Genomic DNA, 25,727 nt, shown 5'->3' with positions numbered 1-25,727 from the left:
CTAATATAATCAATATATTCCCTAGTAAGATGTCATCGTTCTTATCTAAAAATATTTTATAGTCTTTGTGTATTTTTTTTAAACTTAATTTATCATTGTAAGTTAGATTAATAAATTGTTGTAACAAATCATCTTTTTTTCTGTAATGATAATCATGCGTTATAAAAAAAAATTCTTCAAAAGTTACATCTAGCTGATTAAGTATAAACTCCATATTTCTTAAACTGATATCAGATAAACCATTCTCGAATTTTGAAAATCCCCCTTGAGTTAAATGGTTTTTAATAACATATTTTTGAGTATATCCCTTTCCGTTACGAATATCTTTTACAACTAATCCGTAGTTCTTCATATAAAATTATCACCTCATAAAATATTATAATAGGAATATTTTAATATAAAATATTACAATATTGCTATTATACTGTTAGTTGTGTTTTGCAACGAAAAAATACATAGTATTGCAACTGCAATTACACAATGTTGCAACTTGACATGGAGCCTCTACGAGCATGAATTCAAAGCCATGAAGCCAGCTATATCAAGGGCTGGCTTTGCCAAATGGAGGCTATCATACTCGCCTCTCCATGTAAAGCAGCAACGCCAAGTCATGCTGCAATACTCTGCACTTTCATTTTGCAAAACACATTAGTTTTATAGTTTTAGGAGGTGATGGGAATGCTAGATGTATTGATATCAATTTTAGAAGTGTGGTTTATTGGGACGGGAGGTCAATAAGATATTCAAATCATATTTTTAAAAGCAAATTAGTATATAAAAAATAGTCTATCATCAAAGGTAAAAAAATATAAATCGGAGGTCACTAATATGAAAAGAAAATCTATTTTTATTGCTGTAATACTACTTATATCTGTTTCATTTTTTAATTTTAATAAAGCTTCAGCAGCTCCTTTAATGTCATGGCCAACAGAATCGCAAAGAATTACTTCAGATTATGGTATGCGTACTATTAATGGTGTAACAGCGTTTCATTATGGAATAGATATTGGAGGAAAAACTGCAGGTGTCTCTGGAGATAAAGTTATGGCAGCGCAAAGTGGAGTTGTGCAAAGTGCATACTATCACTCGTCAGTTGGGGGATACGGCTGGGTAATTTTTATTAACCATACAGGAAGTTATCGTATTTCTTCTTCAGATGTGCAAACAAGATATGCACATTTAAAATCTAATATAGCAGTTTCTCCTGGTCAAATTGTAAGTAGAGGTACTAAAATTGGTGAAATGGGGAATTCAGGGAATCCGGGAGCTAATGGTTCGTATGGTGTCCATCTTCATTTTGAAACTAGATATTGTTCAACTTCGACTTGCAGTTCAAGCAGTGCAACAAACCCTTTGTCATTTTTAAATGATTATGGTGGTGGTCCTCAACCATTATTTTATAATATTATAAATTTTGAGGATACATCTAGTAATTTGGATGTAGAAGGAGAAAATTGGTTCACTTATAATGAAATTAAGAATATGACACCAGAAGAAAGAATTGAAATTGGGTACCCAGATCCATATCAAATATTTGAATAGAAGTATCATAAAAGGTATTTTGTGATTATAATTATTTTTGTATATAGAGTATGTTCTTGTTATGACTTGTCATCTAGAATGTACTCTTTTTACATTACATAAAAAATTGAATTATAGATTTTTTGTTTTTTATTATTTTGAACCTTGAAATGTTTGACATCCGTCTAATAAATAGAGAAGAATAATGGGAAAGGAGAACTTAATGAACTTTAATCAGTTAGCAACAGAGTATGTGGATGTATTGTTTCGCGTTGCCTATACCTATGTGAAAAATGAACAGCTTGCTGAAGATATTGTACAGGATGTGTTTTTGAAAGCATTTGAACGGCAAGAACAGTTTCGAGGTGAAGCGAATTACAAAACTTATTTAATTAAAATGACAATTAATCGTAGTCATGATATGCTACGAAGCTGGTCATATCGCCATATTGTCGTAAGTGATGTGATTACAAATCTCTTCCGCTTTGGTAAATCCGCCGAAGATGTCGTTATTTTAGCTAATGACAATGCCGAATTAGCTAAGATTATTTTAACACTAAAGCCGAAGTATAGAGAAGTTATATTTCTTTATTATTATCATGATTATGATGTCAATGAAATAGCTAATTTATTACAATTGTCAGTCAATACAATTAAAACGAGGTTAATAAGGGCTAGAAATCAGCTGAAAAATAAGACGGAGGTGTTTCGTGATGAATGATTTGATAAAAAATAGTTTTAATATGCTTTTTGAACAGTTACCTACACCAGTAATGAGGGAACGTATGCTCCAATTTGAAAAAAAACAGCATAAGAAAAAAATTTATTTAATTCCCGCAATTATAACAATCTTTTTATTTATTGGTACAGGACTATTTTTGTTGCAAGAAATGTCATTTCAATCTCATAATTCTGAAACATTCTTTCAAATGAAAAATGATCAATATTATCTTTATGATATAACAATTTTTGATTTAAAATCACAAGTTATAGAAAAATTAGGAGAAAATTATATAGAAGATAATACTCCCGAAGTATATGGGGAAAAATTAAAAGATGCATCAATATTAACATATAAAGATTTGAATCTTACTTTCCAATTAAGTGAAGGTCGAGTAGTATCAATCACGATGAATTATGTAGATAAAGACGCTTTGGAGGCACTTTTAAATTCATATAGTGGGGATAAATTTATTAATGAAGATGGCACAATACATTTATATGTGAAAGACACTTTGCAAATGCTGACAATAAAATATGAAGCTAATCAAAATTTATGGCTATCGCTTCATTTAGCTTCACCTGAATTTATTCAAAATTTGGAGAACGGTATTTATGAGTAAATCATTTTTAAATTTTGATAAACAGTAGACAAGTGAAAAATAGCTATTTTAATTAAAATTTTCATAAGAATATTGCTACTTTTTAAATGGTAATACTTCTAAATTATAAAGAGCTGCATGAAAGATAGGATAGTATGCCACTTTCTATGCAGCTCTTTATCAGTAAATTTTGTGTCCAAGCGACAATTCTGATAAACTAAATAGTAAATAAGAGATTTTTTTAGGAGGAACGGGTATGAAATTTACTTCCGTTTTTGATATTATCGGTCCTGTGATGATTGGACCTTCATCATCTCATACGGCAGGTGCGGCAAGAATTGGACGTGCGGCGCGCGATTTATTTGGTCGTCAGCCGAAGTGGGCAAAAATTTATTTATATGGTTCCTTTGCAGAGACGTACCGTGGGCATGGCACAGACGTGGCGATTGTTGGCGGTTTATTAGATTATGATACGCATGATGAGCGAATTAAAACGGCGTTTGAGGATGCGGAAAAAGCGGGCTTGTCTTTCGAGTTTATTCCAGAAGAGGCACATAAGGAGCATCCAAATACAACGCGTATCGTCATGGGGGATGATGAAGGGGAAATGAGCGTTGAAGGAATCTCGATTGGCGGAGGAAAAATTGAAATTAGTGAAGTAAACGGTTTCAAGCTTCGTTTAACAGGTGGGATGCCAGCAATTTTAGTTGTACATGATGATCGAGCAGGCTGTATTGCCAACGTGGCGAATTGTTTAGCCATGCATCATGTCAATATTGGACATATGGAAGTGTCGCGTATTGAGCGTGGGTTAACGGCATTAATGGTCATTGAAGTCGACCAAAATATTGAAGACCGTGTACTACAGCAAATTTCCTATATCCCACATATTACAAAGGTATCGAAAATTAACAACTAAGGAGTGAGCAAAATGGACGTATTATTTCAAAATGTACGAGAATTAGTGGAACGTGCAGAACAAGAAGGCAAGCTCATTTCTGAAATTATGATTGAGCAAGAAATTGGGATTACAGGGCGTTCACGCGAGGAAATTATGAAGCAGATGGATCGCAATTTGACCGTGATGGAAGAGGCAGTGGAGCGCGGCTTAAATGGTGTACATTCTGTTACAGGCTTAACTGGCGGTGACGCGGTGTTACTGCAAAAATATATCGCTTCAGGCAAATCACTAGCAGGTGATTTATTGTTGGATGCTGTTAGTAAAGCAGTTGCCACAAACGAGGTAAATGCAGCGATGGGCACAATTTGTGCAACACCAACAGCTGGTTCAGCGGGAGTTGTACCAGGGACATTGTTTGCCATCCAACATAAGTTAAATCCAACGCGTGAGCAAATGATTAACTTTTTATTCACATCAGGTGCATTCGGCTTTGTTGTAGCAAACAATGCATCGATTTCAGGCGCAGCAGGTGGTTGTCAGGCGGAGGTTGGCTCAGCGGCTGGTATGGCAGCGGCAGCTATCGTCGAAATGGCAGGCGGTACACCACAGCAATGTGCAGAAGGCTTTGCAATTACATTGAAAAATATGCTGGGGCTTGTTTGCGACCCGGTAGCAGGTTTAGTGGAGGTTCCTTGTGTAAAACGTAATGCGATGGGCGCAGCTAATGCGATTGTCGCAGCGGATATGGCATTAGCAGGTATCACAAGCCGTATTCCTTGCGATGAGGTCATTGGGGCAATGTATCGCATTGGTGAATCAATGAATCCAGACTTAAAAGAAACGGCACGTGGTGGACTAGCTGCGACGCCTACAGGTAAGGCACTTGCGGCAAAAATATTTGGTGGTGCGGTGGTGCAATAAGGAATTTTTGTTGCATATTAACACGATATTTCAAAATAGTAAGTGAAAGCGAAAATGTGAAACGCATACTGGTTGAAGGTTCACTTTATATTGTAGTAAGAAGCTTTCAAGGAATGGGGGAAATAGCCTGCTTCCTTGAAAGCTTTTTTAACTATCTAGATTTTTCAAATAATTGGAGATATACTTAGATGAATTACATAAAGGGAGTTGGGGATATGTTCGCACAGATTGCAGGAGATGCTTTGTTTTATCAACAAAAAATCTAAGGGGTTGTACCTCTGGCTGCAGCCCTTAATAAAGGGAGAACCACATGGAACAGTATTTTAAACATTATTTAACAGGACAAAGAATTCAATTAAAACAAATGGAGCAAAAGGATTTTGAAAGATTTGCTCAAATTGAAAACGAAAAAGGAACGATATTACTCGCAAATGATGATATTCCTTTTCCATTGACAGTTGAAGACCATACGGCTGTTTTCAATGCAATTAGTGGAAAGAAAGAGGAATTTATGTTTGGGATTTTTGAAAAGGAATCGAATGAGTTGATGGGTTCATGTGCTGTCTATGCAATCAACTGGCAAAATAGCACTTGTTCTGTTGGGATTTCTATCGGAAGTGATTGGCAAAATAAAGGCTTTGGCACAGATACAATGAATACGTTAATTTCATTTATCTTCAACTATATTCATATTAATAAAATTAAATTACAGGTATTTAGTTTTAACGCGAATGCTATCCGCTCTTATGAAAAATGTGGTTTTGTGCAAGAAGGGACTTTGCGCAGTGAAATTTTCAGGTTTGGCGCATTTCATGATGTTTATTTATTTGGCTTGTTGAGGGAAGATTGGTTGAAAGTTTAAAAGGAAAAACTTTCCTAACGCCTTTTTTGGCTATTATTATGGATTTTCATCTATGTGCTGGCTCAAGCAAAAAGCTTTCGAGAAATATGGGCATTAACCTATTTTTCTGAAAGCCTTTTGCTCCTTATAATCAATTCACTTTTGCTGAGTTCATTTGATTTTGCCATTATACCATCCTTTATTAGTTAGTTGACTAACTATATAGTAGTAACGAAAAATCATTATAGCAATCATTAAATTACAATTTATGTGTGCAAGATAGAACTTTTCAAGCGAGCTCGAAAAAAATTTGGACGCAATTGATAAGCTTAATAGCCCATTAAAATTTGGCGGTTGTTTTTATTCAGTAAAAAACTGGTTGGTGAAATTATCAATCAGAGAGGATGTAGAAAGTCCCCGCTGATTGAAGAATTACTTTGTCAAGCATAGGTTAAACCTTCAAGAATATATCCTGAATTATGGCAATTTGTTAAAGGTGAGAAATTAATGAGATGTAGCTAAATGATAATAGCAGAATTGTTAGAACAGGAGAAAATCGGCTACTTGACTTCCGAAGCATATTGGAAACAAGTAGCCGATTTCCTGAAAAATAACTATTTAAATGAGGTAAATTTAATACTATTAATTATTATGAAAGTGTCGTTTTGTGAAAGAGGGCACTTTGCGTAAGAAGATTTTTAGATTTAGTAAATTTTTCTGTGTTTGTTTTTGGAGTTTGTTGAGAGAAGATGGGGTTCATTTACAAAGCAACTAATGAAGGAGCAAGAAGGAGGGAGAGAAAATGCAAAATTCCCCCAACCCCCTTATTTCTAAATTAGAATAAACGTTCATCGGTTTCTTGCAATATACTTAAAGTTTCCTCTAAAAAGTTTTCTTTAGTTATAACGTCTTTGATGCCATCTTCCACGCGGTCATAGCGGAAGGCACGGATAATGGCGAACAATGCAGGGATTGCGTTTTTTTCTAAGCTGTTCAATGCTCTTTGTTCTTCATAAGCCTGCATAAATCGTTGGAACCTTTGTATAGAAGAATGCGTTTCTTGATAATCTACATGCCAACATAAATAAATGCCGACCGCCACGCATTCATTAATTAAAACTTCGTCACCAGCTAAATTAAAATCGAAAATACCACTTATGTATTGTTCATCAAAAAGCATGTTGTAATAACAAAAATCTCCTTGTGTTGCTGCTGTTGGTAGCTCTCCCCACATATCTTCTAGTTGCCCACGATATCTCATATAAAGTGAATGGATTTCCTCCATTTGTGGCTCCTGTGCAAATGCGGTTGCGAAATCGCGGAAGCTTAATTCATTTTCATCATAATCGCCAATTGCATCACTCAAGTTGCCACCAAACATCGACCATGAGGTAGCATGGTTTAATGTCATGTGATGTTCAAGTGAAAAACGATGCATTTTGCCTAATGCCTTGCCAATTTCTTCAATATGTATATCTGTTAAACAATCAATGGCGGTTCCTAAAAGAGTATGCTCAAGTGTATAGACAATATTTTGCTCTGTTACCGTATAGCTACCCTCTGTTGTTTTTAAATATGTTGTGACAGGTAAAATCGCAGAAAGCTCGTTTGCAAAAGCACATATTTTTTGTATATTGTTACTATTTTGTTGTTCACCCTTTAACATATAGCGAGTACCATCAGTCGCTGTAATTGCAGCGAGCTTTTTGTCATCATTGCGAATGACTTGACATTGTACGATATCAATATGCCAAAAGGTTGCCGCAATCTGTTGAAAAGTGTTGCTCATTGGAATCTCCTCCTTTCTCCATGTAGTATAATAATTATACAGGAAAGGGGGGCGGGCGCACATGAAAGGTGTTCGTTTTGAAATTCCAAATAACTATGGCCAACATTTACATAATATAGTTGAAGGTTTAATCGATGAATCATGGGTTTGGCAGGTAGGGGCTGGGTAATGTTATCAAAAGAGGGATGATATGTTAGGGAATGAGCTTTTTTCTAACCAAGCAGTTTTTAATGGACAAGCATTTTTAGAGAAAATTTCTGCACAGGATTATTATGTCATATTCGCTGATTTAAAGGCTTTTCCTCAAAAGGAGGATATCATCGAAATTCGCAATGGTGCGGATTTTTTACAGAGTAATTGTGAACTCGCTCTTATCATCATTGATTCAAGCTATGTCTATATGTATGTAAAAAATGAGCAATTGCTTCAACGACTTGTAGAACGGGTGCAAACGTGCAACTATCAAAATATGCAACTGACAGTAAATGACCATCATACATTATTAACAGTGTGGAGGTGAAAGGAGGAAATACGCTATGACAAGTTGGACAGAGCCTGTAACAACATTAAAAGGCATTGGCAAGGAAACAGCTGAGCATTTACAGTCGCTACATATTGAAACAATCGGTGATTTAATTTGGACATTTCCATATCGCCATGAAGATTTTCGACTGAAGGATTTAACGGAAACACCACATAATGAGCGCGTTACAATAGAGGCAACGGTCGAGTCGATGCCCTCCGTCATGTTTTTAGGAAAAAATAAGCAACGTTTAACTGTGGCAGTACGAGCAGGCAGGCATTTAGTAAAAGCGGTATTTTTTAATCAAGGTTATTTACGTCAAAGGTTACTACCTGGCACCATCGTAACTGTAACAGGGAAATGGGATCGAGGGCGGCAAGTGATTGTTGGTTCATCTGTGACGTTTGGTCCGAAAACAGAGCAGGTGGATTTTGAGCCTATGTATAGCTTGCGTGGATTAATTCAGCAAAAGCGCTTCCGTAAATATATGCGACAAGCACTGGATGTTGTGACAGAGATGGAAGATATTTTACCAATGCAGTTGCGAACTGATTATCAGTTGCTCGATATTCAGGAAGCTTTAGAAGGAGTGCATTTTCCAAAGGACGCAGCACATGCGAAGCAAGCTCGTCGTCGCTTTGTTTATGAAGAGCTACTGGAGTTTCAATTGCGTATCCAAGCATTGCGCAAAAGCCGTAAAGAAGCAGAGCGAGGTTTAGAGATTGCTTATGATATTGACAGGCTACGTGCTTTTATTCAAACATTGCCATATGAGCTTACATCGGCACAAAAACGAGTAGTCAATGAAATATGTAGAGATTTGAAATTGCCACAGCGCATGAATCGTCTTTTACAAGGGGATGTTGGATCAGGGAAAACGGTCGTTGCAGCAATCGTTTTATATGCGGCAGTAACAGCAGGCTACCAAGGTGCATTAATGGCACCGACAGAAATTTTAGCAGAGCAGCACGCGGAATCGCTAAAAGGTTGGTTTGAGCCAATCGGTGTGCGTGTGGCAATTTTATCAGGTTCAACAAAAACGAAGGCACGTCGCATTTTACTTGCACAATTAGCTGAAGGAGAAATTGATATTTTAATAGGGACGCATGCCTTAATACAACCAGACGTCACATTTCACAAACTTGGCTTTGTGATTACCGATGAGCAGCATCGCTTCGGTGTGGAGCAGCGCCGCATTTTGCGCGATAAAGGGGAGCATCCAGATGTGCTCTTTATGACAGCGACACCCATTCCACGTACTTTGGCGATTACAGCGTTTGGGGAAATGGATGTGTCGATTATTGATGAATTGCCAGCAGGACGTAAAGAAATTGAGACGCATTGGATGAAGGAAGAGCAGCTTGGTGCAGTGCTTTCCAAAATGCAAGCAGAGCTGGCTAATGGACGGCAAGCATATGTGATTTGCCCATTAATTGAGGAATCGGACAAACTGGACGTACAAAATGCAGTAGATGCCTACAATCATTTAACTTCGTATTTTGCAGGACGTTTCACGGTTGGTTTAATGCATGGTCGCTTGCATCCAACTGAAAAAGATGAGATTATGCGTGCATTTAGTAATGGTGAAATCCATGTGCTCGTTTCAACGACCGTTGTAGAAGTTGGGGTGAACGTGCCAAACGCTACCTTTATGACGATTTATGATGCGGAACGCTTTGGCTTAGCGCAATTGCATCAGCTACGTGGTCGCGTTGGACGTGGCGAGCATCAATCTTACTGTGTGTTAATTGCAGATCCAAAATCTGATGAAGGGCAAGAGCGCATGCGTTCAATGACAGAAACGAACGACGGCTTTAAATTGGCGGAAAAGGATTTAGAATTGCGTGGACCTGGTGATTTCTTTGGCAGAAAGCAAAGCGGTTTACCTGAATTTAAAATGGCTGACCTTATACATGATTACCGTGCATTGGATGTAGCAAGACGCGATGCAGAGCGTTTAGTGCATAGTGAGGAATTTTGGGTGAAAGAGGAATACGAGCCTCTACGCAATAAATTAGAAGTAGCTGGCGTGCTACAAGGGGAGCGCATTGATTAAAAATGGTTGCGTTCTTATTTTTGAAAATGTATACTGGTATTAGTACCAAGTTCTAATACTAATAAGTAGGTGACAAGTGACGATGAAAAGAACGAAAAAAGAACGCCAGCAACTATTGATAGAAACAATCGCAGATAACCCATTCGTCACAGATGATCAGTTAGCTGCTAAATTTAGTGTTAGTGTACAAACGATTCGCTTAGACCGCATGGAGCTGGCGATTCCAGAGTTACGTGAGCGCATTAAAGATGTTGCAGCGAAAAACTATGAAAATGAAGTGAAATCTTTACCGCTTGATGAAGTCATCGGTGAAATTATAGATATTGAATTAGATAAACGTGCTCTTTCTATTTTTGATGTGAGGGAGGAGCATGTCTTTCAGCGCAATGGCATTGCACGTGGGCATCATTTGTTTGCACAGGCAAACTCATTAGCTGTTGCAGTTATTAATGATGAATTAGCCTTGACTGTGAAATCAAATATGACCTTTGTTAAACCTGTAAAATCAGGAGATCGTGTTGTGACAAAGGCAACTGTGCGCGCTGAGGACAAAATAAAAAATCGTACATATGTTGATGTGCAGTCAACAGTAGATAATGAAATTGTATTTATAGGTGAATTTGAAATGTACCGTACGAAAGGTGTAGGTGAAACAACATGAAATTAGCAATAGATGGTATGGGTGGCGACCATGCACCGCAATCAATTATTGAAGGGGTATTTCTCGCTTTAGAGGATTTCCCAACAATTGAAATTCAATTATACGGTCAACAGGAAAAGATGGCACCATATTTAAAGGAGCACCCACGTCTTAAAGTGATCGATTGCTCAGAAGTAGTAGGCGGAGATGATGATCCAGCACGTGCTGTACGTCGTAAAAAGGATTCTTCTATGGCGAAAATTTTGGATGCAGTTGTCACAAATGAAGCAGATGCTTGTTTATCAGCAGGAAATACAGGTGCTTTAATGGCGGGTGGCTTATACAAAGTAGGGCGTATCGAAGGTGTAGCACGTCCAGCTTTAGCAACAACATTGCCTACAGTGGATGGACAAGGCTTTTTAATGCTTGATTTAGGAGCGAACGCAGAGGCTAAGCCTGAGCATTTACAGCAGTACGCGATTATGGGCGATATTTACGTCAAAAAAGTACGCGCACAACAAGCACCACGCGTAGGGCTATTAAATATAGGAACGGAAGACAACAAAGGCAATGAATTAACAAAAGCAGCTTTTACTCTATTAAAAGAAACAGAGCTAAATTTTGAAGGTAATGTGGAAGCACGTGAGCTATTGAATGGTGTAGCAGATGTTGTTGTCACAGATGGCTTTACTGGTAATATGGTGCTAAAATCATTGGAAGGAACGGCAGGCACAATCTTTTCAATGCTAAAGGAAGCACTTATGGCGACGACAAAGTCAAAGTTTGCGGCAATGCTTGTCAAAAATGATTTGAGATCACTTAAAGATAAAATGGACTATACAGAATACGGTGGTGCGGCGCTTTTTGGCTTGCAAGCACCTGTTATAAAAGCACATGGCTCATCAAATGCAAAAGCTATTTATAGTGCCATTCGACAAGCACATATGATGGTGGAGCATGATGTTTGTGCAACAATTAAGGACGCAATTGCGAAACAGCAACACGTAAAGGAGAACGACTAATGACGAAAATCGCTTTTATTTTTCCTGGACAAGGCTCACAGCAAGTAGGTATGGGCGCACAGTTTGTTGAAACAACAGCTGCAAGCAAAGCACTTTATGAGCGTGCAGACGAAATGCTTGGCTTTTCTTTAGCAAATTTGATGTTAAATGGTCCACAAGAGGAGTTAACGTTGACGTATCATGCACAGCCTGCCCTACTAACAACAGGCGTGATGGTTGCCAATAAAATTATGGAAGCAGGCATTCACCCACATTATACAGCGGGTCATTCATTAGGAGAATATAGCGCATTTGTTGCTTCTGGTGTGCTGACATTCGACGAAGCAGTAGCAACAGTGCATAAGCGCGGCCTTTATATGGATGAGGCAGTACCAGCAGGACAAGGGGCAATGGCAGCGATTTTAGGTTTAGATGCTGAGCCTTTGAAAGCGGTATGCGAAGCTGTAACAGCAGAAGGCAATGTGGTACAATTAGCGAACTTAAACTGCCCAGGACAAATCGTTATTTCTGGCACGAAAGAAGGCGTGGATAAAGCATGTGTAGCAGCGAAGGAAGCTGGTGCAAAACGTGCGATTCCGTTAGTTGTTAGCGGACCGTTCCACTCAAGTTTAATGCAGCCAGCCGCAGATAAATTAGCGGAAACGGTTGAGCAATTAACGATTGGGCAGCCAACAATTCCTGTCGTTAGCAATGTAACATCAGAACTTTTAACAGATGCAGTAGCCATTCGTCGCGAAATGGTTGAACAAGTAGTTAGCCCAGTTCTATGGGAGCAAAATGTGCGTACACTATTAGAGCAAGGTGTTACTGTATTCATAGAATGCGGACCTGGTAAAGTATTATCTGGTTTAGTGAAAAAAATTGATCGCACAGCACAAGTATATTGTGTATATGATGAAGAGTCACTACAAGCATTGTTAGAAGCAGCGAAGGAGTGGGGAGAATGACATTACAAAATAAAACAGCTATCGTTACGGGAGCGTCACGCGGTATTGGACAGGCGATTGCATTAGAACTTGCAAAAGAAGGTGCAAAAGTAGTTGTCAATTATAGCGGGAGCGAAGCGCGTGCACAGCAAGTTGTCGAGCAAATTCAAGCGGCTGGTGGCGAAGCGATTGCAGTACAAGCAAATGTAGCAGATGCAGAATCTGTTGCACAATTAATGAGTAAAGCGTTGGAAACATTCGGCTCAATTGATATATTAGTAAATAACGCGGGCATTACGCGAGACAATTTATTGATGCGTATGAAGGAAGACGAGTGGGATGATGTAATGAACACAAATTTAAAGGGCGTCTTTTTATGTACGAAGGCTGTTACACGTCAAATGATGAAGCAGCGTAGTGGACGTATTGTGAATATTTCATCTATCGTAGGTGTATCTGGTAATGCAGGACAGGCGAACTATGTTGCAGCAAAAGCGGGCGTGATTGGTTTGACGAAAACGACGGCGAAGGAGCTAGCGAGCCGCAATATTTTAGTCAATGCGATTGCACCAGGCTTTATCACAACAGATATGACAGACGAGCTATCTGAAGAATTAAAGACAGCTATGCTTGCACAAATTCCTTTAGCGAAGCTTGGACAGCCAGAAGATATTGCAAAAGCAGTCGCATTTTTCGCTTCTGATGCAGCGAGCTATATTACAGGACAAACATTGCATATCGATGGTGGTATGGTCATGTAAAAAGCATGCCATATATCTTTGAGGGGAGGTGACCAGTGTGTCTACAGTTTTAGAGCGTGTAACAAAAGTAGTAGTTGACCGTTTAGGCGTTGAAGAAAGCGAAGTAAAATTAGAAGCTTCTTTCCGTGACGATTTAGGTGCTGACTCATTAGACGTAGTTGAACTTGTTATGGAATTAGAAGATGAGTTCGATATGGAAATTTCTGATGAAGATGCAGAAAAAATCGGAACAGTTGGTGATGCGATCAGCTATATTGAGAGCAAAGTTAACTAATTCATGAAAGGGCTATTTGAAAAGGGGATTTCTCTTTTCAAGTAGCCCTTATTTCTATATTTAAACGGTGTGTGCCTGTTTTTTCGCATAAAAGCATCTGCCGCTTGGTTTTTCTTATATAGGAACTTACTTGTCACAGAGAAAATTATCTCAAAAGGGCATTTCAGACAGCCTTCTTTCCTAGTAGTCCTTTGTTATTGGTAATGTTATTTGAAATACGGTTTCCTTGTATGGAAGGCTCGTAAAATGAACTGTCCCATTATGTAAGTGTACGATTTCCTGTACGATGGACAGCCCGATACCAAGTCCTTCTCCATGCCTGCCTTGATGGACGCGATAAAACCTTTCAAAAACACGATCTTGTTTTTCGGGTGCAATCCCTTGTCCTTTATCTTTCACGATAATGCATACTTCATTTTGCTGTTCCTCTAGCATGATGCCAAGATAATCTCCATCTTTCCCATAACGAAGAGCATTGTCAATTAAATTGCGAATTGCCCGCTCCAACAGCGCGGCATCTATTTCTATTACAATATCTGTATCCGCAATATGAATATCGATAGCTGTATCTTGCCCATCTAAAAATAATAAATAATCAGCTAAAATTTTGCGTAGCATTTCAGATAAATTATGTGGCGCAGCTTGCAATGTTAAGGCATTTATATTTTGTCTTGTAATATCAAGTAATTGGTCGAGTAATTTATCGATATAGCGAGAACGCTGTAAAATGATTTTGGCGCTAGCCTGTAATTCTTTTTCGTCCTGATATAAGCCGTTGCGAATCGTCTCGGCGTAGCCTAAAATCATCGTTAATGGTGTGCGTAAATCATGCGAAAGATTGGATACTAATTCATGTCGTCTGTTTTCATATTGCGCAATTTCAAAGACCTGATTTTGGAGGCGTTTGACCATCGAATTGTAATGCTGTGTAAGCTGTCCAATTTCATCCTTAGTGTTATCCTGCAAGACAATACCCTCGCTTTGCAAATTGACCTGTGTAAGTGCATCATTCAATTTGTGGATACGTCGATTCATGCGAGAGAAAAATAAAATGGCTAGTAAATAAGGAACCAAAAAGGCGATGAATAAAGGTAAGAGCAGCGTGAGAAGAATGGTATTTGTACGAATGAAAAAATAAACCTGCCCTGGTTGCATCGCTTCATTCGGTAAAGTCATTAACAAATAATAAGGTCGTTGATTGATTTCGAGCTGATAAATCAAACTAATTTCCTCACCCTCAGTCCACAAACTATAAGGGGCATTGAGAAAATGACTTGCTAGCTGTTGGAAGTCATAATTTTCACGCTTACCAGAGGTCGTATAAATAATTGTCCCATCTGCCTGCAGCCATTCAAAATGTACAGTTGAATGCGCTTGATGGAATGTATCTAATATCGCTTGCGTTTCCTGTTGGTTACCTGTAGTTTGGCTTTCGATGGCTTGCGTTACCTCACCAGCTAAAGTCGCTAAATCTCCTACATCATACCCCTCATTCCAATACTTTCCGATAATAAAGCTAGTGACTATAAAAATAATGAAGCTACTAACAATGCTAATGACAATAAGAATCCACATTTTAGTTTGATTTTTCAAAATCCATCACCTGAAAACTGATAACCTATACCACGAATACTGCGAATATGTTGGCTACCCGTTATCTGTTCCAATATTTTACGAAGTCGACTAATAAAAACACTTAAATTATTATCATCATAATGTTCATGTTGCCAAATATGTTCATAGATTTCTCTTTTCGTGAGCACACGATCAGCGTTGCGCATAAATAATTGCAAAAGCTGACATTCAATAATTGTTAATCTTTGCTTTTTTTCATGATACAACAATACCGCATTGTCGACCTCCAACACTAATTTGTTTAAGCGGATGGTGTTCGTTTGATGTAAAGGTGCATGACGTCTTAAATGTGCCTGTACCCGTGCGACAAGTTCAATCGGACTAAACGGCTTTGTTACATAATCATCAGCCCCTAAACCAAGTATTGCTATTTTATCTTCCACTTCTCGTCTAGCGCTTAATGCAATTACAAGAGGCTGCAAGTGCTGTTCTTTTAAATAGTGCAACACCTCAAAGCCATTGCCATCATCCATCATTAAATCCAAAATAATCATATCAAAAGTGTGTTCACCTAATTGAGTAATGGCATGACGCCCTGATACAGCTTCAAACACATTCATCTCGGCTTGCTCCAAATGAAGCCTGATTAATTGACGAACTTCAGCTTCATCATCAACTATTAAAATTCGATTCATTATGCATCCCCTCCATCTTCAATTTACTATATATAATCAAAAAATAACAACTCTCTCTAAATTCATTAAGATTTCATTAAGAAAACTTCCCTTGATAATTTGATAAATTAATAGTATCCAAGATAATTATTGATAAATTTAGTAAAGAAGGTGTAATGTATTGAAAAAATCAAGAAATATCCTAATGATTTTTCTATTACTTTTTTCGCAAGGGGGAGTAATATCTGTTGAGGCAGCGGGGAATGAAGCGGATTTTCAAATAATTAACAATTCTACTGGTGTTACAATTACAGGTTATACAGGGCATGATGTAGACCTAGAAATTCCAGAATACATTCAGTCAAAGCCAGTAACAGAAATAGGAGATGGGGCGTTTTATGGCAGAATGTTAAAAACTGTAAAGATGTCAGATAGCGTTATATCAATTGGAGAATGGGCATTTGCTGAAAATAATCTAGAAAGCGTAGAGTTATCTTCTGGCCTTACATCTATTGGCAGTTATTCGTTTTTTTATAATAGACTGACAGCTATAAAAATTCCAGCAAGTGTTAAAACAATTGGGCAGCAGGCATTTTACTATAATAAATTAGAGCGCGTAGAATTATCTGAGGGTATTGAGACAATAGAAGATGGAGCATTTTGGGATAATCATTTAATGGAGATAGAAATCCCAGATAGTGTAATTTTTATGGGGGATTGGGTGTTTAGAAATAACAATATAAAGAGCATAAAGCTACCTGCTACTAGTATATCTATTGGGGATTCTGTATTTGCAAATAATCAATTACAGCATATTGATATACCTTTAACTGTTCAAACAATTGGTGATTGGGCATTTTTAGATAACGACTTAACGAGTATTGATATACCTGCGTCAGTAAATTCTATTGGAGATGAGGCATTTGCCTATAATCAATTGCATACGGTACGTTTTCATGGAGCTTTGACTTTAGGAGACGATATATTCATAGAGCAAGGAACACCGCAATTTGATGGGTGGTATGAGGATAAAAGCTATACACAGGCGTGGAATAATCAAGTATTAAATGCGATAGAAATATATACGAAGGACACACCGGCAGCATCTAGTGTCATCTATCATGGCAACGGTGCAACAGCAGGAGCTACTCCAGTAGATGCAACAGCCTATAAAGAAGGCGATAGCGTAACAGTACAAGAAGAAGGAAATCTTGCGAAAACAGACCATACATTCACAGGCTGGAACACACAAGCTAATGGGAATGGAACATCCTATGCGGTGGGCGATACATTCAATATAGAAACAGAGAATATCATACTTTACGCGCAGTGGGCGGGAATTCAAAGCTATGGTGTATTTTATAATGAAAATGGTGCAACAGAAGGGACAGCACCGATAGACACACTAGCCTATCAAGAGGGCGATAGTGTGACGGTAAAAGAAAAAGGAAACCTTGCAAAAGCAAACTATATATTTACAGGTTGGAACACGCAACCAAATGGAAATGGAACATCTTATGCAGTAGGTGACATATTCAATGTGGGAACAGAGAATATAACACTTTATGCACAGTGGGAAGAGGTTGGAAATGAAGATGACTTTCAAACAATTGATAATGCTACGGGTGTAACAATCATAGGTTATGTTGGCAACGAAGGGATAGATTTAATGATTCCTCCATTTATTAATGCCAAGCCAGTGACGGCAATAGGGGATCGAGCCTTTTTTCAAAAATATTTAACTGCTGTAGATATCCCTGCAACTGTTACATCCATTGGGGAGAGTGCATTTGAAACGAATGATTTGGCGTATCTTGAACTACCCAATAGTGTGATTTCCATTGGAGATAAAGCATTTGCTGATAATTTTTTGATGGAGGTACTATTTAAGATGAGCCTCACATCCATCGGCAATGAAGCGTTTCGTTGGAATGATTTAGAAGAATTAGAGTTGCCGATGAATCTCCTAACCATTGGTGACCAAGCATTTAAGGAAAATCAGTTAATAAGTGTGGAATTACCCGATAGTCTTACTTCCATTGGGGCACAGGCATTTTCAAGTAATCAGCTAACAGCATTGAGAATTCCAGCAAATGTTACATTTATAGGAGAAAGGGCATTTTTTTGGAATGACCTAAAGCAAGTTGATATTCAAGCAACGAACCTTACTTCTATTGAAAATGGTGTGTTCAGGGAAAATAAGTTAGAATCTATCGACCTACCTGATAGTGTACTTACTATAGGAGAAAGAGCATTTGGATTCAATGAATTTTTAGAACATGTAAAGCTACCTGCTAACCTGCAAACAATTGGAGATTACGCATTTCAATTTAATGTGATAAAGGATTTAGTGATTCCAAACAGTGTTACAACTATCGGAAAGAATGCCTTTCATATTAATAAAATTGAGCGTTTGATGATTCCAAGCAGTGTCACAACAATTGGAGAAGGTGCATTTTTAAATAATGATTTACAGGCTGTTCGTTTTTGTGGAGCACCTGCTTTGGGAGAGAAGGCATTTGCAGAGCAAAATCCTGACCCTGCCGATTTTGAATGGTATGAAGACACAAATTATACAAAGCTATGGAATGGTGTTGTAGCAAAACCGATGAAAATATATGCAGAGGGAGCACCAAATTTAACAACCTACAGCGTGACATATGAAGAAAATGGGGCAATAGGAACAGTACCAGAAGGTGTTGATGCATACGAAGAGGGAGAATGTGTCACTGTTGCACACCAAGGCGACCTTGTAAAGGGAGATTATTTATTTACACGTTGAAATACACAAGAAAATGGGGAAGGAACGAGTTATCTAGCGGGAGATATATTTCATATGGGTACAAATGATATCACGCTTTATGCACAGTGGGAACTCATTCCAACCTACAGTGTGACGTATCAAAGTAATGGGGCAACAGGAATAGTGCCAGTGGACACATCGGCCTACCGACAAGGAGATAACGTGACAATAAAGGATAAAGGGAATCTTGAAAGAGTGGGTTATACATTTGCAGGTTGGAATACACAGGCAGATGGAGAGGGAACGAATTTTGCAGTAGGTGCTAACTTTACCATGGGCGCAGAAAATATTACACTTTATGCGAGGTGGGAATTAATTCCAATATATAGTGTGACGTATCAAAGTAATGGGGCAATAGGAACAGTGCCAGTGGATACAACGGCCTATCAAGAGGGAGAAAGCGTGATTGTAAAGGATAAAGGCAACCTTGCAAGAACAGGTTATACATTTGTCAGTTGGAATACACAAGCAGATGGAAGGGGAACGAGTTATATAGCAGGTGGCATTTTTGATATGGGAACAGCAAATGTCACACTTTATGCACAATGGCGTCAAGATAGTGTCTCAGGTGGTGAAGGCGGCTTTATTCCGCCAATATCAGAACCACCAACGCCAAACGAACCAATGCCTGAACCAACGCCACAGCAACCTGTAGAGCCGACACCAGAACCACAACAACCTGTGATATCAGTACTAAGCACTAAATTTTCAGATATTTCGAATCATTGGGCAAAAGAAATGATTGAAGCAATTGCAGCCCAAGAGATTATCCAAGGCTATACAGATGGTACATTCCGACCGAACGAGCCGATAAAGCGTAAGCATATCGCAGTGATACTTGGGCGCGTATTTGAGCTAAGAGCAACACGTGAGGCAGTGCCGTTTCAGGATGTTCCTGCTACTCATCCATACTACGAGGTAATTATGCAGCTACAGCAGGCAGGAATCATAGATGGCGATGCAGGAAATTTTTTACCAGAACAAGCATTAACACGCGTACAGATGGCAAAAGTGTTAGTGCTAGCCTTTGATTTGCCACTAGAGGACACAAGCACATTCCGAGATGTCACACCAACACATTGGGGCTATGATTATATTGCCACACTTGAAGCATATGATATTGCTTTAGGAGATAATGGCTATTTCAAGCCGAATGAACCTGTGACACGCGCGCAATTTGTTGCCTTTATGTATCGAGCAATGAAGCTGACTGAAAAAATGTAAGTATCTTAATAGAAGCACATCCTATTTCTGTATAGTAAAAGAAATAGGATGTGCTTTTCTCAAGAAGGAAAATATTTATAGCCAGCCCTTTGAAAAAACGGCTATTCCATTGTACACTTAAGAGTAGAAACTACTAGGAAGGCAGATTATGAATGACAATTAGAAAAAAAGGAAGCCAGCATAAAGCAGGCACATTTTCAGAGAAAATAAAAAATCAATTCCAAGTTTTACAGCAAGAACTCAATATTTCATTCCAAAACACAGCATTATTGTACCAAGCATTTACCCATTCATCGTATGTGAATGAACATCGACGCAAGCTATACACAGACAACGAACGCTTAGAATTTTTAGGAGACGCTGTATTAGAGCTCTCCGTATCGAAATATTTATTTGAAAAGTATCCTCAAATGAGCGAGGGAGAGTTAACAAAACTACGTGCATCCATCGTATGTGAACCTTCACTTGTTGTTTTTGCCAACGAGCTACAGTTTGGTCAGTTTGTTTTATTAGGCAAAGGAGAAGAGTTAACGGGAGGTCGTGAGCGTCCAGCCCTGTTAGCAGATGTTTTTGAATCATTTGTAGGGGCGCTTTATTTGGATCAAGGCTTAGATAATGTTGTCGCATTTTTAGAGCGTGTCGTATTCCCGAAGATAGAAGTCGGTGCTTTTTCGCATGTGATGGATTTTAAAAGTCAGCTTCAAGAAATGGTTCAGCAAACAAATAACGGACCACTTCATTATGAAATTGTGGATGAGAAGGGACCAGCCCATAATCGTACTTTCATTTCACGCGTGTTATTAAATGATAAAGAACTTGGTATGGGACGTGGGAAATCAAAAAAAGAGGCGGAACAGCAAGCAGCACAAAGTGCAATGAACGCATTTAAGCAGCTAGAGCAGGAGGAGGCATAAAGTGTTTCTGAAGCGACTAGAAGTAATCGGTTTTAAATCTTTTGCCGAGCGTATAGGCGTTGATTTTGTACAAGGTGTAACAGCTGTTGTTGGTCCAAACGGAAGTGGAAAAAGCAATGTGATAGACGCAATTCGCTGGGTATTAGGCGAGCAATCTGCAAAATCATTGCGCGGTGCGAAAATGGAAGATGTCATTTTCTCAGGTAGTGACTCAAGAAAGCCGCTAAATTTTGCGGAAGTAACATTAATTTTAGACAATCAAGATGAGCAAATAGTTGTGCCATATACAGAGATTAGTGTAACGAGACGTGTGTATCGTTCAGGTGAGAGCGAATACTTGCTGAATAACCAGCAATGTCGCCTGAAGGATATTACGGACTTGTTTATGGATTCGGGTCTAGGGAAAGAAGCATTCTCTATTATTTCGCAAGGGCGAGTTGATGAAATTTTAAATAGTCGACCAGAAGACCGTCGCCTTATTTTCGAGGAGGCCGCAGGTGTATTAAAATACAAGCTACGCAAAAAAAAAGCGGAATACAAGCTTGTTGAAACGGATGAAAACTTGCACCGAGTATTAGACATTTTACATGAATTAAATAGCCGCCTAGAGCCGTTGCAAATGCAAGCTTCGGCTGCGAAAGACTATTTGCGTATGACAACGGAATTAAAGGATGCAGATATTGCATTAATCACGCATGACTTAAAGGAATGCTACACTTCACTGCAAGTAACAGGTACAGAATATACAAAGTTATCACAAACGGAGCAGCAGCACGCAGGTGAAATCGCTGAAAAAAATAAGCTACTACAAGATATTCGCACACAATTAAAACAAATTGATGAAACGCTGGATCAGTCACAGGAAAAATTAATTGAAGCGAGCACAGAAGTTGAACGCTGGGAAGGGCGCAAAGCACTTGTCAATGAAAAGCGTCAAAATACGGAAAAGCATTTACAGCAATTACAAGTGGCTTTGACGGAGGCAACTGTGGAAGAACGCCAGCTCATCCAGCAAGAGCAAACAAATAAAGAACAATTCACATTAAAGCAACAGCAAGTGCAGCAGCTGAAACAAATGATTAAACAGTTAGAGCAGTCGCTAACAAAATCCGTCGCGGAAATTGAAGCAGATATTGAACAAGCGAAAAATCATTATATTGATTTGTTAAATGAAGAAGCGACTGTTAAAAATGAATTAAAGCATCTTGATCAACAGTTAACGCAGCATCAAGAGGCTGCTTTACGGATGACAGGACGTTCAGAGGAAGCTGAACAAGAGCTTCAACAAGTACAAGCATTGAAACAGTGCGAAATGGAGCAATTAGCACAATTAGAAGCGACATACAACGAACAAGCTATACAGCTTGAAACGTTACAACTGCAATTGAATTCATCGACAACGCAGCTGGACGAAAAGCAGGCATTGCTTTATAAGGCATATCAGCATCATCAACAATTAAAATCACGTAAGGAAACCTTAGCTGAATTAGAAGCGGATTTTTCGGGCTTTTTCCAAGGGGTTAAGGAAGTTTTATTAGCACGTGAACGTGGACAATTGATGGGTATTGTTGGAGCTGTTGCCGAGCTAGTTCAAATAGATGGGCAGTATACTGCTGCGATTGAAACAGCATTAGGTGCAGCATCACAGCATATCGTGACAGAGAGTGAGCAAGATGCACAGCAAGCAATTGGCTGGTTGAAGCAGCGAAGAGTAGGGCGTGCAACATTTTTACCAAAAACAGTGATGAAATCGCGCAAAATATATGCAGAGCAATTGCCACAAGTAGCAGCGCATCCTGCCTTTATTTCGTTTGCAGATGAATTGGTGCAGTTTGATCATTCGAATCAAATAATTATCCAAAATTTATTGGGTAACGTTATAGTAGCAAAGCATTTGCAAGGTGCCGGTCAAATTGCACGACTATGCAATTATAAATATCGTGTCGTTACTCTAGAAGGCGATATTGTCAATGCAGGAGGTTCTTTAACAGGTGGTGCAATGAAACAGCAGTCATCTGTATTTTCTCGCAAGCTGGAGCTCGATACCCTTGTGGAAAAATTGGTGGAACTTGAGAAGAGTATCGCGGTGGCTGAACAAGCTGTTGCTAAATTAAAGGAGCAAGTAGCAACAGTAAATGAACAGGCAGCGAGTATTAAACTCGCCCAAAACAGTTTGCAAGATGCTTTACAAGAACATAAAACAAAAATTATTGAGCTTGAAATACAAGAGAGAAATTTACAGCAAACGGTTGCACTATCTACTTCAGAACATAGCTCAGCTGCAACGCGCAAAGAGCAGCTAACAGAGCAGCAGCAGCAAACAAAAGTACGTTTGCAACAAATTACAGCAGAGCTTGCAACAATTAATGAGCAAGTAGAGCAACTAACAGAGGCGAAAGTTTATAGTGATACACAGAAGGATGCTTTACGCGAGCAATCTGCCGAAAAGCGTTCTGAGTTGGCGGTAGCTGGTGAACAGTTGACACAATTACAAGCAACTGCTGCTGATATTACGTTGAAACGTTCGAAGCTACAACAACAATGTGAAAATATTTCCCAAGAAATAAAATGGCTGCAATCTGAAGAGGGAGCAGGTCCAACATTAGAGGAAATTGAGCAAGCAGTAGTTGAATGGTCATTGCAAAAGCAAAACTTAACAAATAGCATTCAAGTGGAACGTGAAGCAAGAGCAACATGCCAACAGCAATCCGCAAAGCTTGAACAAAGCATACAGGAGCTCTCACGCATTCATAAAAGTTTCGTTGACGCATTACGTACATTAGAATTAAAGCGCAACCGTACACAGTATCAATTAGAAACGCTTGAACAGCAATTAGAGGAACAATATGAACTGAGCTATGTAGAGGCGCAAGAAATGGCCATAGCGATTGATGATATTGAACAAATGCGTCGAACAGTTCGTTTATTAAAATTGTCTATTGAAGAGCTTGGTCCAGTAAATATGACCGCAATTGATGAGTATGAGCGTGTACAAGAGCGCCATTCATTTTTAACTGAGCAGCGCAATGATTTAGTGGAAGCGCAAGAAACATTGCAGGAAGCAATTAAAGAGATGGATGAGGAAATGAAAGCACGCTTTGCCAGCTCATTTGCAGCAATTCGTGCACAATTTAAAATTGTTTTCCGTGAATTATTCGGCGGTGGGCAAGCGGATTTAATATTATTTGACGAAAACAATTTACTTGAAACTGGTATTGATATTGTTGCACAGCCTCCAGGTAAAAAATTACAAACTTTAAGCCTTTTATCTGGTGGGGAACGAGCATTAACCGCGATTGCTTTACTATTTGCTATTTTAAAAACACGCCCTGTACCATTTTGTATTTTGGATGAAGTAGAAGCTGCTCTCGATGAATCAAATGTAATACGCTATAGTCAATATTTAAAAAAATTCAGTGAGCAAACACAATTCATCGTTATTACCCATCGTAAAGGTACAATGGAGGGGGCAGATGTATTGTATGGTATTACGATGCAAGAGTCGGGTGTTTCGAAGCTTGTATCGGTGAAATTAGAAGAGGTTGAATTAGTAGGTCAAAGGAGCGGAACGTCATTATGAGTTTTTTTAAACGATTAAAAGAGAAGTTAATGGGTAGTACAGAGGAAGAACAACAGCAATTGGAACAACAAACAGAGGCGCAAGCTGATGTTGATACGGTAGATGAAGAACAACAGACTGAAACAGTGGAAGAAACAGTTGTTCAGCAACAAGAAGAGCCTGAAATTGTCGAAGAAGAAGTAATGGAAGAGCAACAAGAAGCAATTGAAGAACCGCAAGAAGTCACAGTAGTTGAAGAAGAAAAACCAGAGGAAGAGAAAAAACCATCTGCATGGTCAATCACACAAAAATTTAAAGCAGGTCTTGAAAAAACACGTAATTCCTTTACATCTAAAGTAAATGACTTAGTGGCACGCTATCGCAAAGTTGATGAAGATTTCTTCGAGGAATTAGAGGAAGTGCTATTGCAGGCGGATGTTGGCTTTGAAACGGTTATGGAATTAATGGATAAGCTACGTTTTGAAGTGCAGCGCAAAAATATTAAAGATACAGCGGGCATTCAAACGCTAATTTCGGAAAAGCTTGTTGAAATTTATGAAGCTGGTGAAGAAAATTTAACAACGCTTAATTTGCAGCCAAAGGGTGAGTTAACAGTTATTTTATTCGTTGGTGTGAACGGTGTTGGAAAAACGACAACAATCGGTAAGCTAGCACATCGCCTAAAAACAGAAGGAAAAACAGTGATGCTTGCGGCAGGCGATACGTTCCGTGCGGGCGCGATTGACCAGCTGCAAGTATGGGGAGACCGCGTAGGCTGTGAAGTCATTAAACAAGCGGAAGGCTCAGACCCAGCAGCGGTTATGTATGATGCGATTCGTGCAGCAAAAAACCGCAATGCGGATGTGTTAATTTGTGATACGGCAGGGCGCTTACAAAACAAAGTAAACTTAATGAATGAGCTGGAAAAGGTACATCGTGTCATTTCTCGTGAAATTCCAGATGCGCCGCATGAAGTGTTGTTAGCACTTGATGCAACAACAGGTCAAAATGCGCTTGTCCAAGCACAGATGTTCAAGGAAGCAACAAATGTAACAGGTATCGTTTTAACAAAGTTAGACGGCACAGCGAAGGGTGGTATCGTATTAGCCATCCGCAATAAGTTGCATATTCCTGTGAAGCTTGTCGGCTTAGGAGAAAAAATGGATGATCTGCAACCATTTGATGCAGAGCGCTATGTTTATGGGCTATTTGCAGAAGGCTTGGAGAAAGAATTAGAACAAGTGGAAGACTAAAAGGTTGTCGGGCGAAGCTTTGCCCGACAATTTTTATGATTATAAGGAAAAAATTAGATTTAGTAGTTCAAAAGTAACGATCCGCTCAACGGACAGGTAAAAGCGCTCAACCAATTGCTAAATTCGCTCAACGAACAAAGAAATTCGCTCAACCAATCGCCGTTTTCGCTCGTTAAACATTCTTGACCAATTAGTTGAGGCAATCCTGCTGATATAAAGGGATTTCCC

General features: G+C 38.8%; 22 protein-coding genes and 1 pseudogene. 19 read left to right on the top strand and 4 right to left on the bottom strand.

From position 1 onward, the window contains the following. Nucleotides 1–352, bottom strand: a 352-nt coding sequence (locus C9J34_RS00690) for a helix-turn-helix domain-containing protein (protein ID WP_193768836.1), incomplete at its 3' end; no start/stop codon positions are given. Nucleotides 353–828: 476 nt separating this feature from the next. Here C9J34_RS00690 and C9J34_RS00685 point away from each other — a divergent pair. The 6 genes from C9J34_RS00685 (at nucleotide 829) to C9J34_RS00660 (ending at nucleotide 5,527) form a co-directional block, all read left to right on the top strand. Then, nucleotides 829–1,542 carry a M23 family metallopeptidase gene (locus C9J34_RS00685; protein WP_107837929.1) on the top strand — a complete coding sequence of 238 codons (714 nt, stop codon included), beginning with the start codon at nucleotides 829–831 and terminating at the stop codon, nucleotides 1,540–1,542. A gap of 202 nt (nucleotides 1,543–1,744) precedes the next feature. Next, nucleotides 1,745–2,242 carry a sigma-70 family RNA polymerase sigma factor gene (locus tag C9J34_RS00680; RefSeq protein WP_107837928.1) on the top strand — a complete coding sequence of 166 codons (498 nt, stop codon included), beginning with the start codon at nucleotides 1,745–1,747 and terminating at the stop codon, nucleotides 2,240–2,242. Next, entirely contained in the window at nucleotides 2,235–2,864 is a 630-nt protein-coding gene (locus C9J34_RS00675; RefSeq protein WP_107837927.1) for a hypothetical protein, read from the top strand. The genes C9J34_RS00680 and C9J34_RS00675 overlap by 8 nt, the downstream gene beginning before the upstream one ends. 235 nt (nucleotides 2,865–3,099) lie before the next feature. After that, nucleotides 3,100–3,762 (top strand): L-serine ammonia-lyase, iron-sulfur-dependent subunit beta, encoded by a 663-nt coding sequence (sdaAB, locus tag C9J34_RS00670; RefSeq protein ID WP_107837926.1) that lies wholly within the window; start codon nucleotides 3,100–3,102, stop codon nucleotides 3,760–3,762. Between the two features lie 12 nt (nucleotides 3,763–3,774). Continuing rightward, complete coding sequence (sdaAA, locus tag C9J34_RS00665) at nucleotides 3,775–4,665, top strand: L-serine ammonia-lyase, iron-sulfur-dependent, subunit alpha (protein WP_107837925.1); 891 nt, start codon at nucleotides 3,775–3,777, stop codon at nucleotides 4,663–4,665. Between the two features lie 310 nt (nucleotides 4,666–4,975). Next, entirely contained in the window at nucleotides 4,976–5,527 is a 552-nt protein-coding gene (locus tag C9J34_RS00660) for a GNAT family N-acetyltransferase (RefSeq protein WP_107837924.1), read from the top strand. A gap of 814 nt (nucleotides 5,528–6,341) precedes the next feature. On the opposite strand, the gene C9J34_RS00655 is transcribed toward C9J34_RS00660, so the two are convergent. Next, nucleotides 6,342–7,295 carry a phosphotransferase enzyme family protein gene (locus C9J34_RS00655; protein ID WP_107837923.1) on the bottom strand — a complete coding sequence of 318 codons (954 nt, stop codon included), beginning with the start codon at nucleotides 7,293–7,295 and terminating at the stop codon, nucleotides 6,342–6,344. Between the two features lie 61 nt (nucleotides 7,296–7,356). Between C9J34_RS00655 and C9J34_RS22290 the strand changes: the two genes are divergently transcribed. The 8 genes and pseudogenes from C9J34_RS22290 to acpP all read left to right on the top strand — a co-directional run bounded on the left by C9J34_RS22290 (nucleotide 7,357) and on the right by acpP (nucleotide 13,497). Further along, a complete protein-coding gene (locus C9J34_RS22290) occupies nucleotides 7,357–7,464 on the top strand; it encodes a DUF2691 family protein (RefSeq protein ID WP_238600529.1) in 108 nt (35 codons plus the stop codon). Nucleotides 7,465–7,479: 15 nt separating this feature from the next. Beyond that, a pseudogene (locus C9J34_RS00650) lies at nucleotides 7,480–7,815 on the top strand (DUF2691 family protein); the annotation flags it as partial. A 16-nt stretch (nucleotides 7,816–7,831) separates the two neighbouring features. Then, nucleotides 7,832–9,874: an ATP-dependent DNA helicase RecG gene (recG, locus tag C9J34_RS00645; RefSeq protein WP_107837921.1), complete on the top strand. Its 2,043-nt coding sequence runs from the start codon at nucleotides 7,832–7,834 to the stop codon at nucleotides 9,872–9,874. A gap of 82 nt (nucleotides 9,875–9,956) precedes the next feature. After that, on the top strand, nucleotides 9,957–10,535 hold the full coding sequence (gene fapR, locus C9J34_RS00640; RefSeq protein ID WP_107837920.1) for a transcription factor FapR: 579 nt from the start codon (nucleotides 9,957–9,959) through the stop codon (nucleotides 10,533–10,535). Then, nucleotides 10,532–11,536, top strand: coding sequence for a phosphate acyltransferase PlsX (gene plsX, locus C9J34_RS00635; protein WP_107837919.1), 1,005 nt, complete (start codon nucleotides 10,532–10,534; stop codon nucleotides 11,534–11,536). The genes fapR and plsX overlap by 4 nt, the downstream gene beginning before the upstream one ends. Then, nucleotides 11,536–12,483 (top strand): ACP S-malonyltransferase, encoded by a 948-nt coding sequence (gene fabD, locus C9J34_RS00630; protein ID WP_107837918.1) that lies wholly within the window; start codon nucleotides 11,536–11,538, stop codon nucleotides 12,481–12,483. The genes plsX and fabD overlap by 1 nt, the downstream gene beginning before the upstream one ends. Further along, nucleotides 12,480–13,223, top strand: coding sequence for a 3-oxoacyl-[acyl-carrier-protein] reductase (gene fabG, locus C9J34_RS00625; protein WP_107837917.1), 744 nt, complete (start codon nucleotides 12,480–12,482; stop codon nucleotides 13,221–13,223). Before fabD ends, fabG begins: the two co-directional genes overlap by 4 nt. A gap of 37 nt (nucleotides 13,224–13,260) precedes the next feature. After that, nucleotides 13,261–13,497, top strand: a complete 237-nt coding sequence (gene acpP / locus C9J34_RS00620; RefSeq protein ID WP_107837916.1) for an acyl carrier protein — start codon at nucleotides 13,261–13,263, stop codon at nucleotides 13,495–13,497. 180 nt (nucleotides 13,498–13,677) lie between these two features. Here the strand turns inward: acpP and C9J34_RS00615 are convergent, their stop codons facing one another. Together C9J34_RS00615 and C9J34_RS00610 are read right to left on the bottom strand one after the other, a co-directional pair. Beyond that, on the bottom strand, nucleotides 13,678–15,090 hold the full coding sequence (locus tag C9J34_RS00615) for a HAMP domain-containing sensor histidine kinase (RefSeq protein ID WP_107837915.1): 1,413 nt from the start codon (nucleotides 15,088–15,090) through the stop codon (nucleotides 13,678–13,680). After that, complete coding sequence (locus tag C9J34_RS00610) at nucleotides 15,087–15,767, bottom strand: response regulator transcription factor (RefSeq protein ID WP_107837914.1); 681 nt, start codon at nucleotides 15,765–15,767, stop codon at nucleotides 15,087–15,089. The genes C9J34_RS00615 and C9J34_RS00610 overlap by 4 nt, the downstream gene beginning before the upstream one ends. 160 nt (nucleotides 15,768–15,927) lie before the next feature. On the opposite strand from C9J34_RS00610, the gene C9J34_RS00605 reads away from it, so the two are divergent. The 5 genes from C9J34_RS00605 (at nucleotide 15,928) to ftsY (ending at nucleotide 25,499) form a co-directional block, all read left to right on the top strand. Then, nucleotides 15,928–18,528: a leucine-rich repeat protein gene (locus C9J34_RS00605; protein ID WP_107837913.1), complete on the top strand. Its 2,601-nt coding sequence runs from the start codon at nucleotides 15,928–15,930 to the stop codon at nucleotides 18,526–18,528. 54 nt (nucleotides 18,529–18,582) lie between these two features. After that, on the top strand, nucleotides 18,583–19,773 hold the full coding sequence (locus C9J34_RS00600; RefSeq protein ID WP_107837912.1) for an S-layer homology domain-containing protein: 1,191 nt from the start codon (nucleotides 18,583–18,585) through the stop codon (nucleotides 19,771–19,773). A 152-nt stretch (nucleotides 19,774–19,925) separates the two neighbouring features. Continuing rightward, on the top strand, nucleotides 19,926–20,687 hold the full coding sequence (rnc, locus tag C9J34_RS00595) for a ribonuclease III (RefSeq protein WP_107837911.1): 762 nt from the start codon (nucleotides 19,926–19,928) through the stop codon (nucleotides 20,685–20,687). A gap of 1 nt (nucleotide 20,688) precedes the next feature. After that, nucleotides 20,689–24,267 carry a chromosome segregation protein SMC gene (gene smc / locus C9J34_RS00590; RefSeq protein ID WP_107837910.1) on the top strand — a complete coding sequence of 1,193 codons (3,579 nt, stop codon included), beginning with the start codon at nucleotides 20,689–20,691 and terminating at the stop codon, nucleotides 24,265–24,267. Continuing rightward, a complete protein-coding gene (ftsY, locus tag C9J34_RS00585; protein WP_107837909.1) occupies nucleotides 24,264–25,499 on the top strand; it encodes a signal recognition particle-docking protein FtsY in 1,236 nt (411 codons plus the stop codon). Before smc ends, ftsY begins: the two co-directional genes overlap by 4 nt. Nucleotides 25,500–25,727 lie beyond the last annotated feature (228 nt).

The sequence above is a fragment of the Metasolibacillus meyeri genome (assembly GCF_003049505.1).
In the GTDB taxonomy this organism is placed as follows: Bacteria; Bacillota; Bacilli; order Bacillales_A; family Planococcaceae; genus Metasolibacillus; species Metasolibacillus meyeri.
This window is presented reverse-complemented; position numbering and strand designations above follow the sequence as displayed.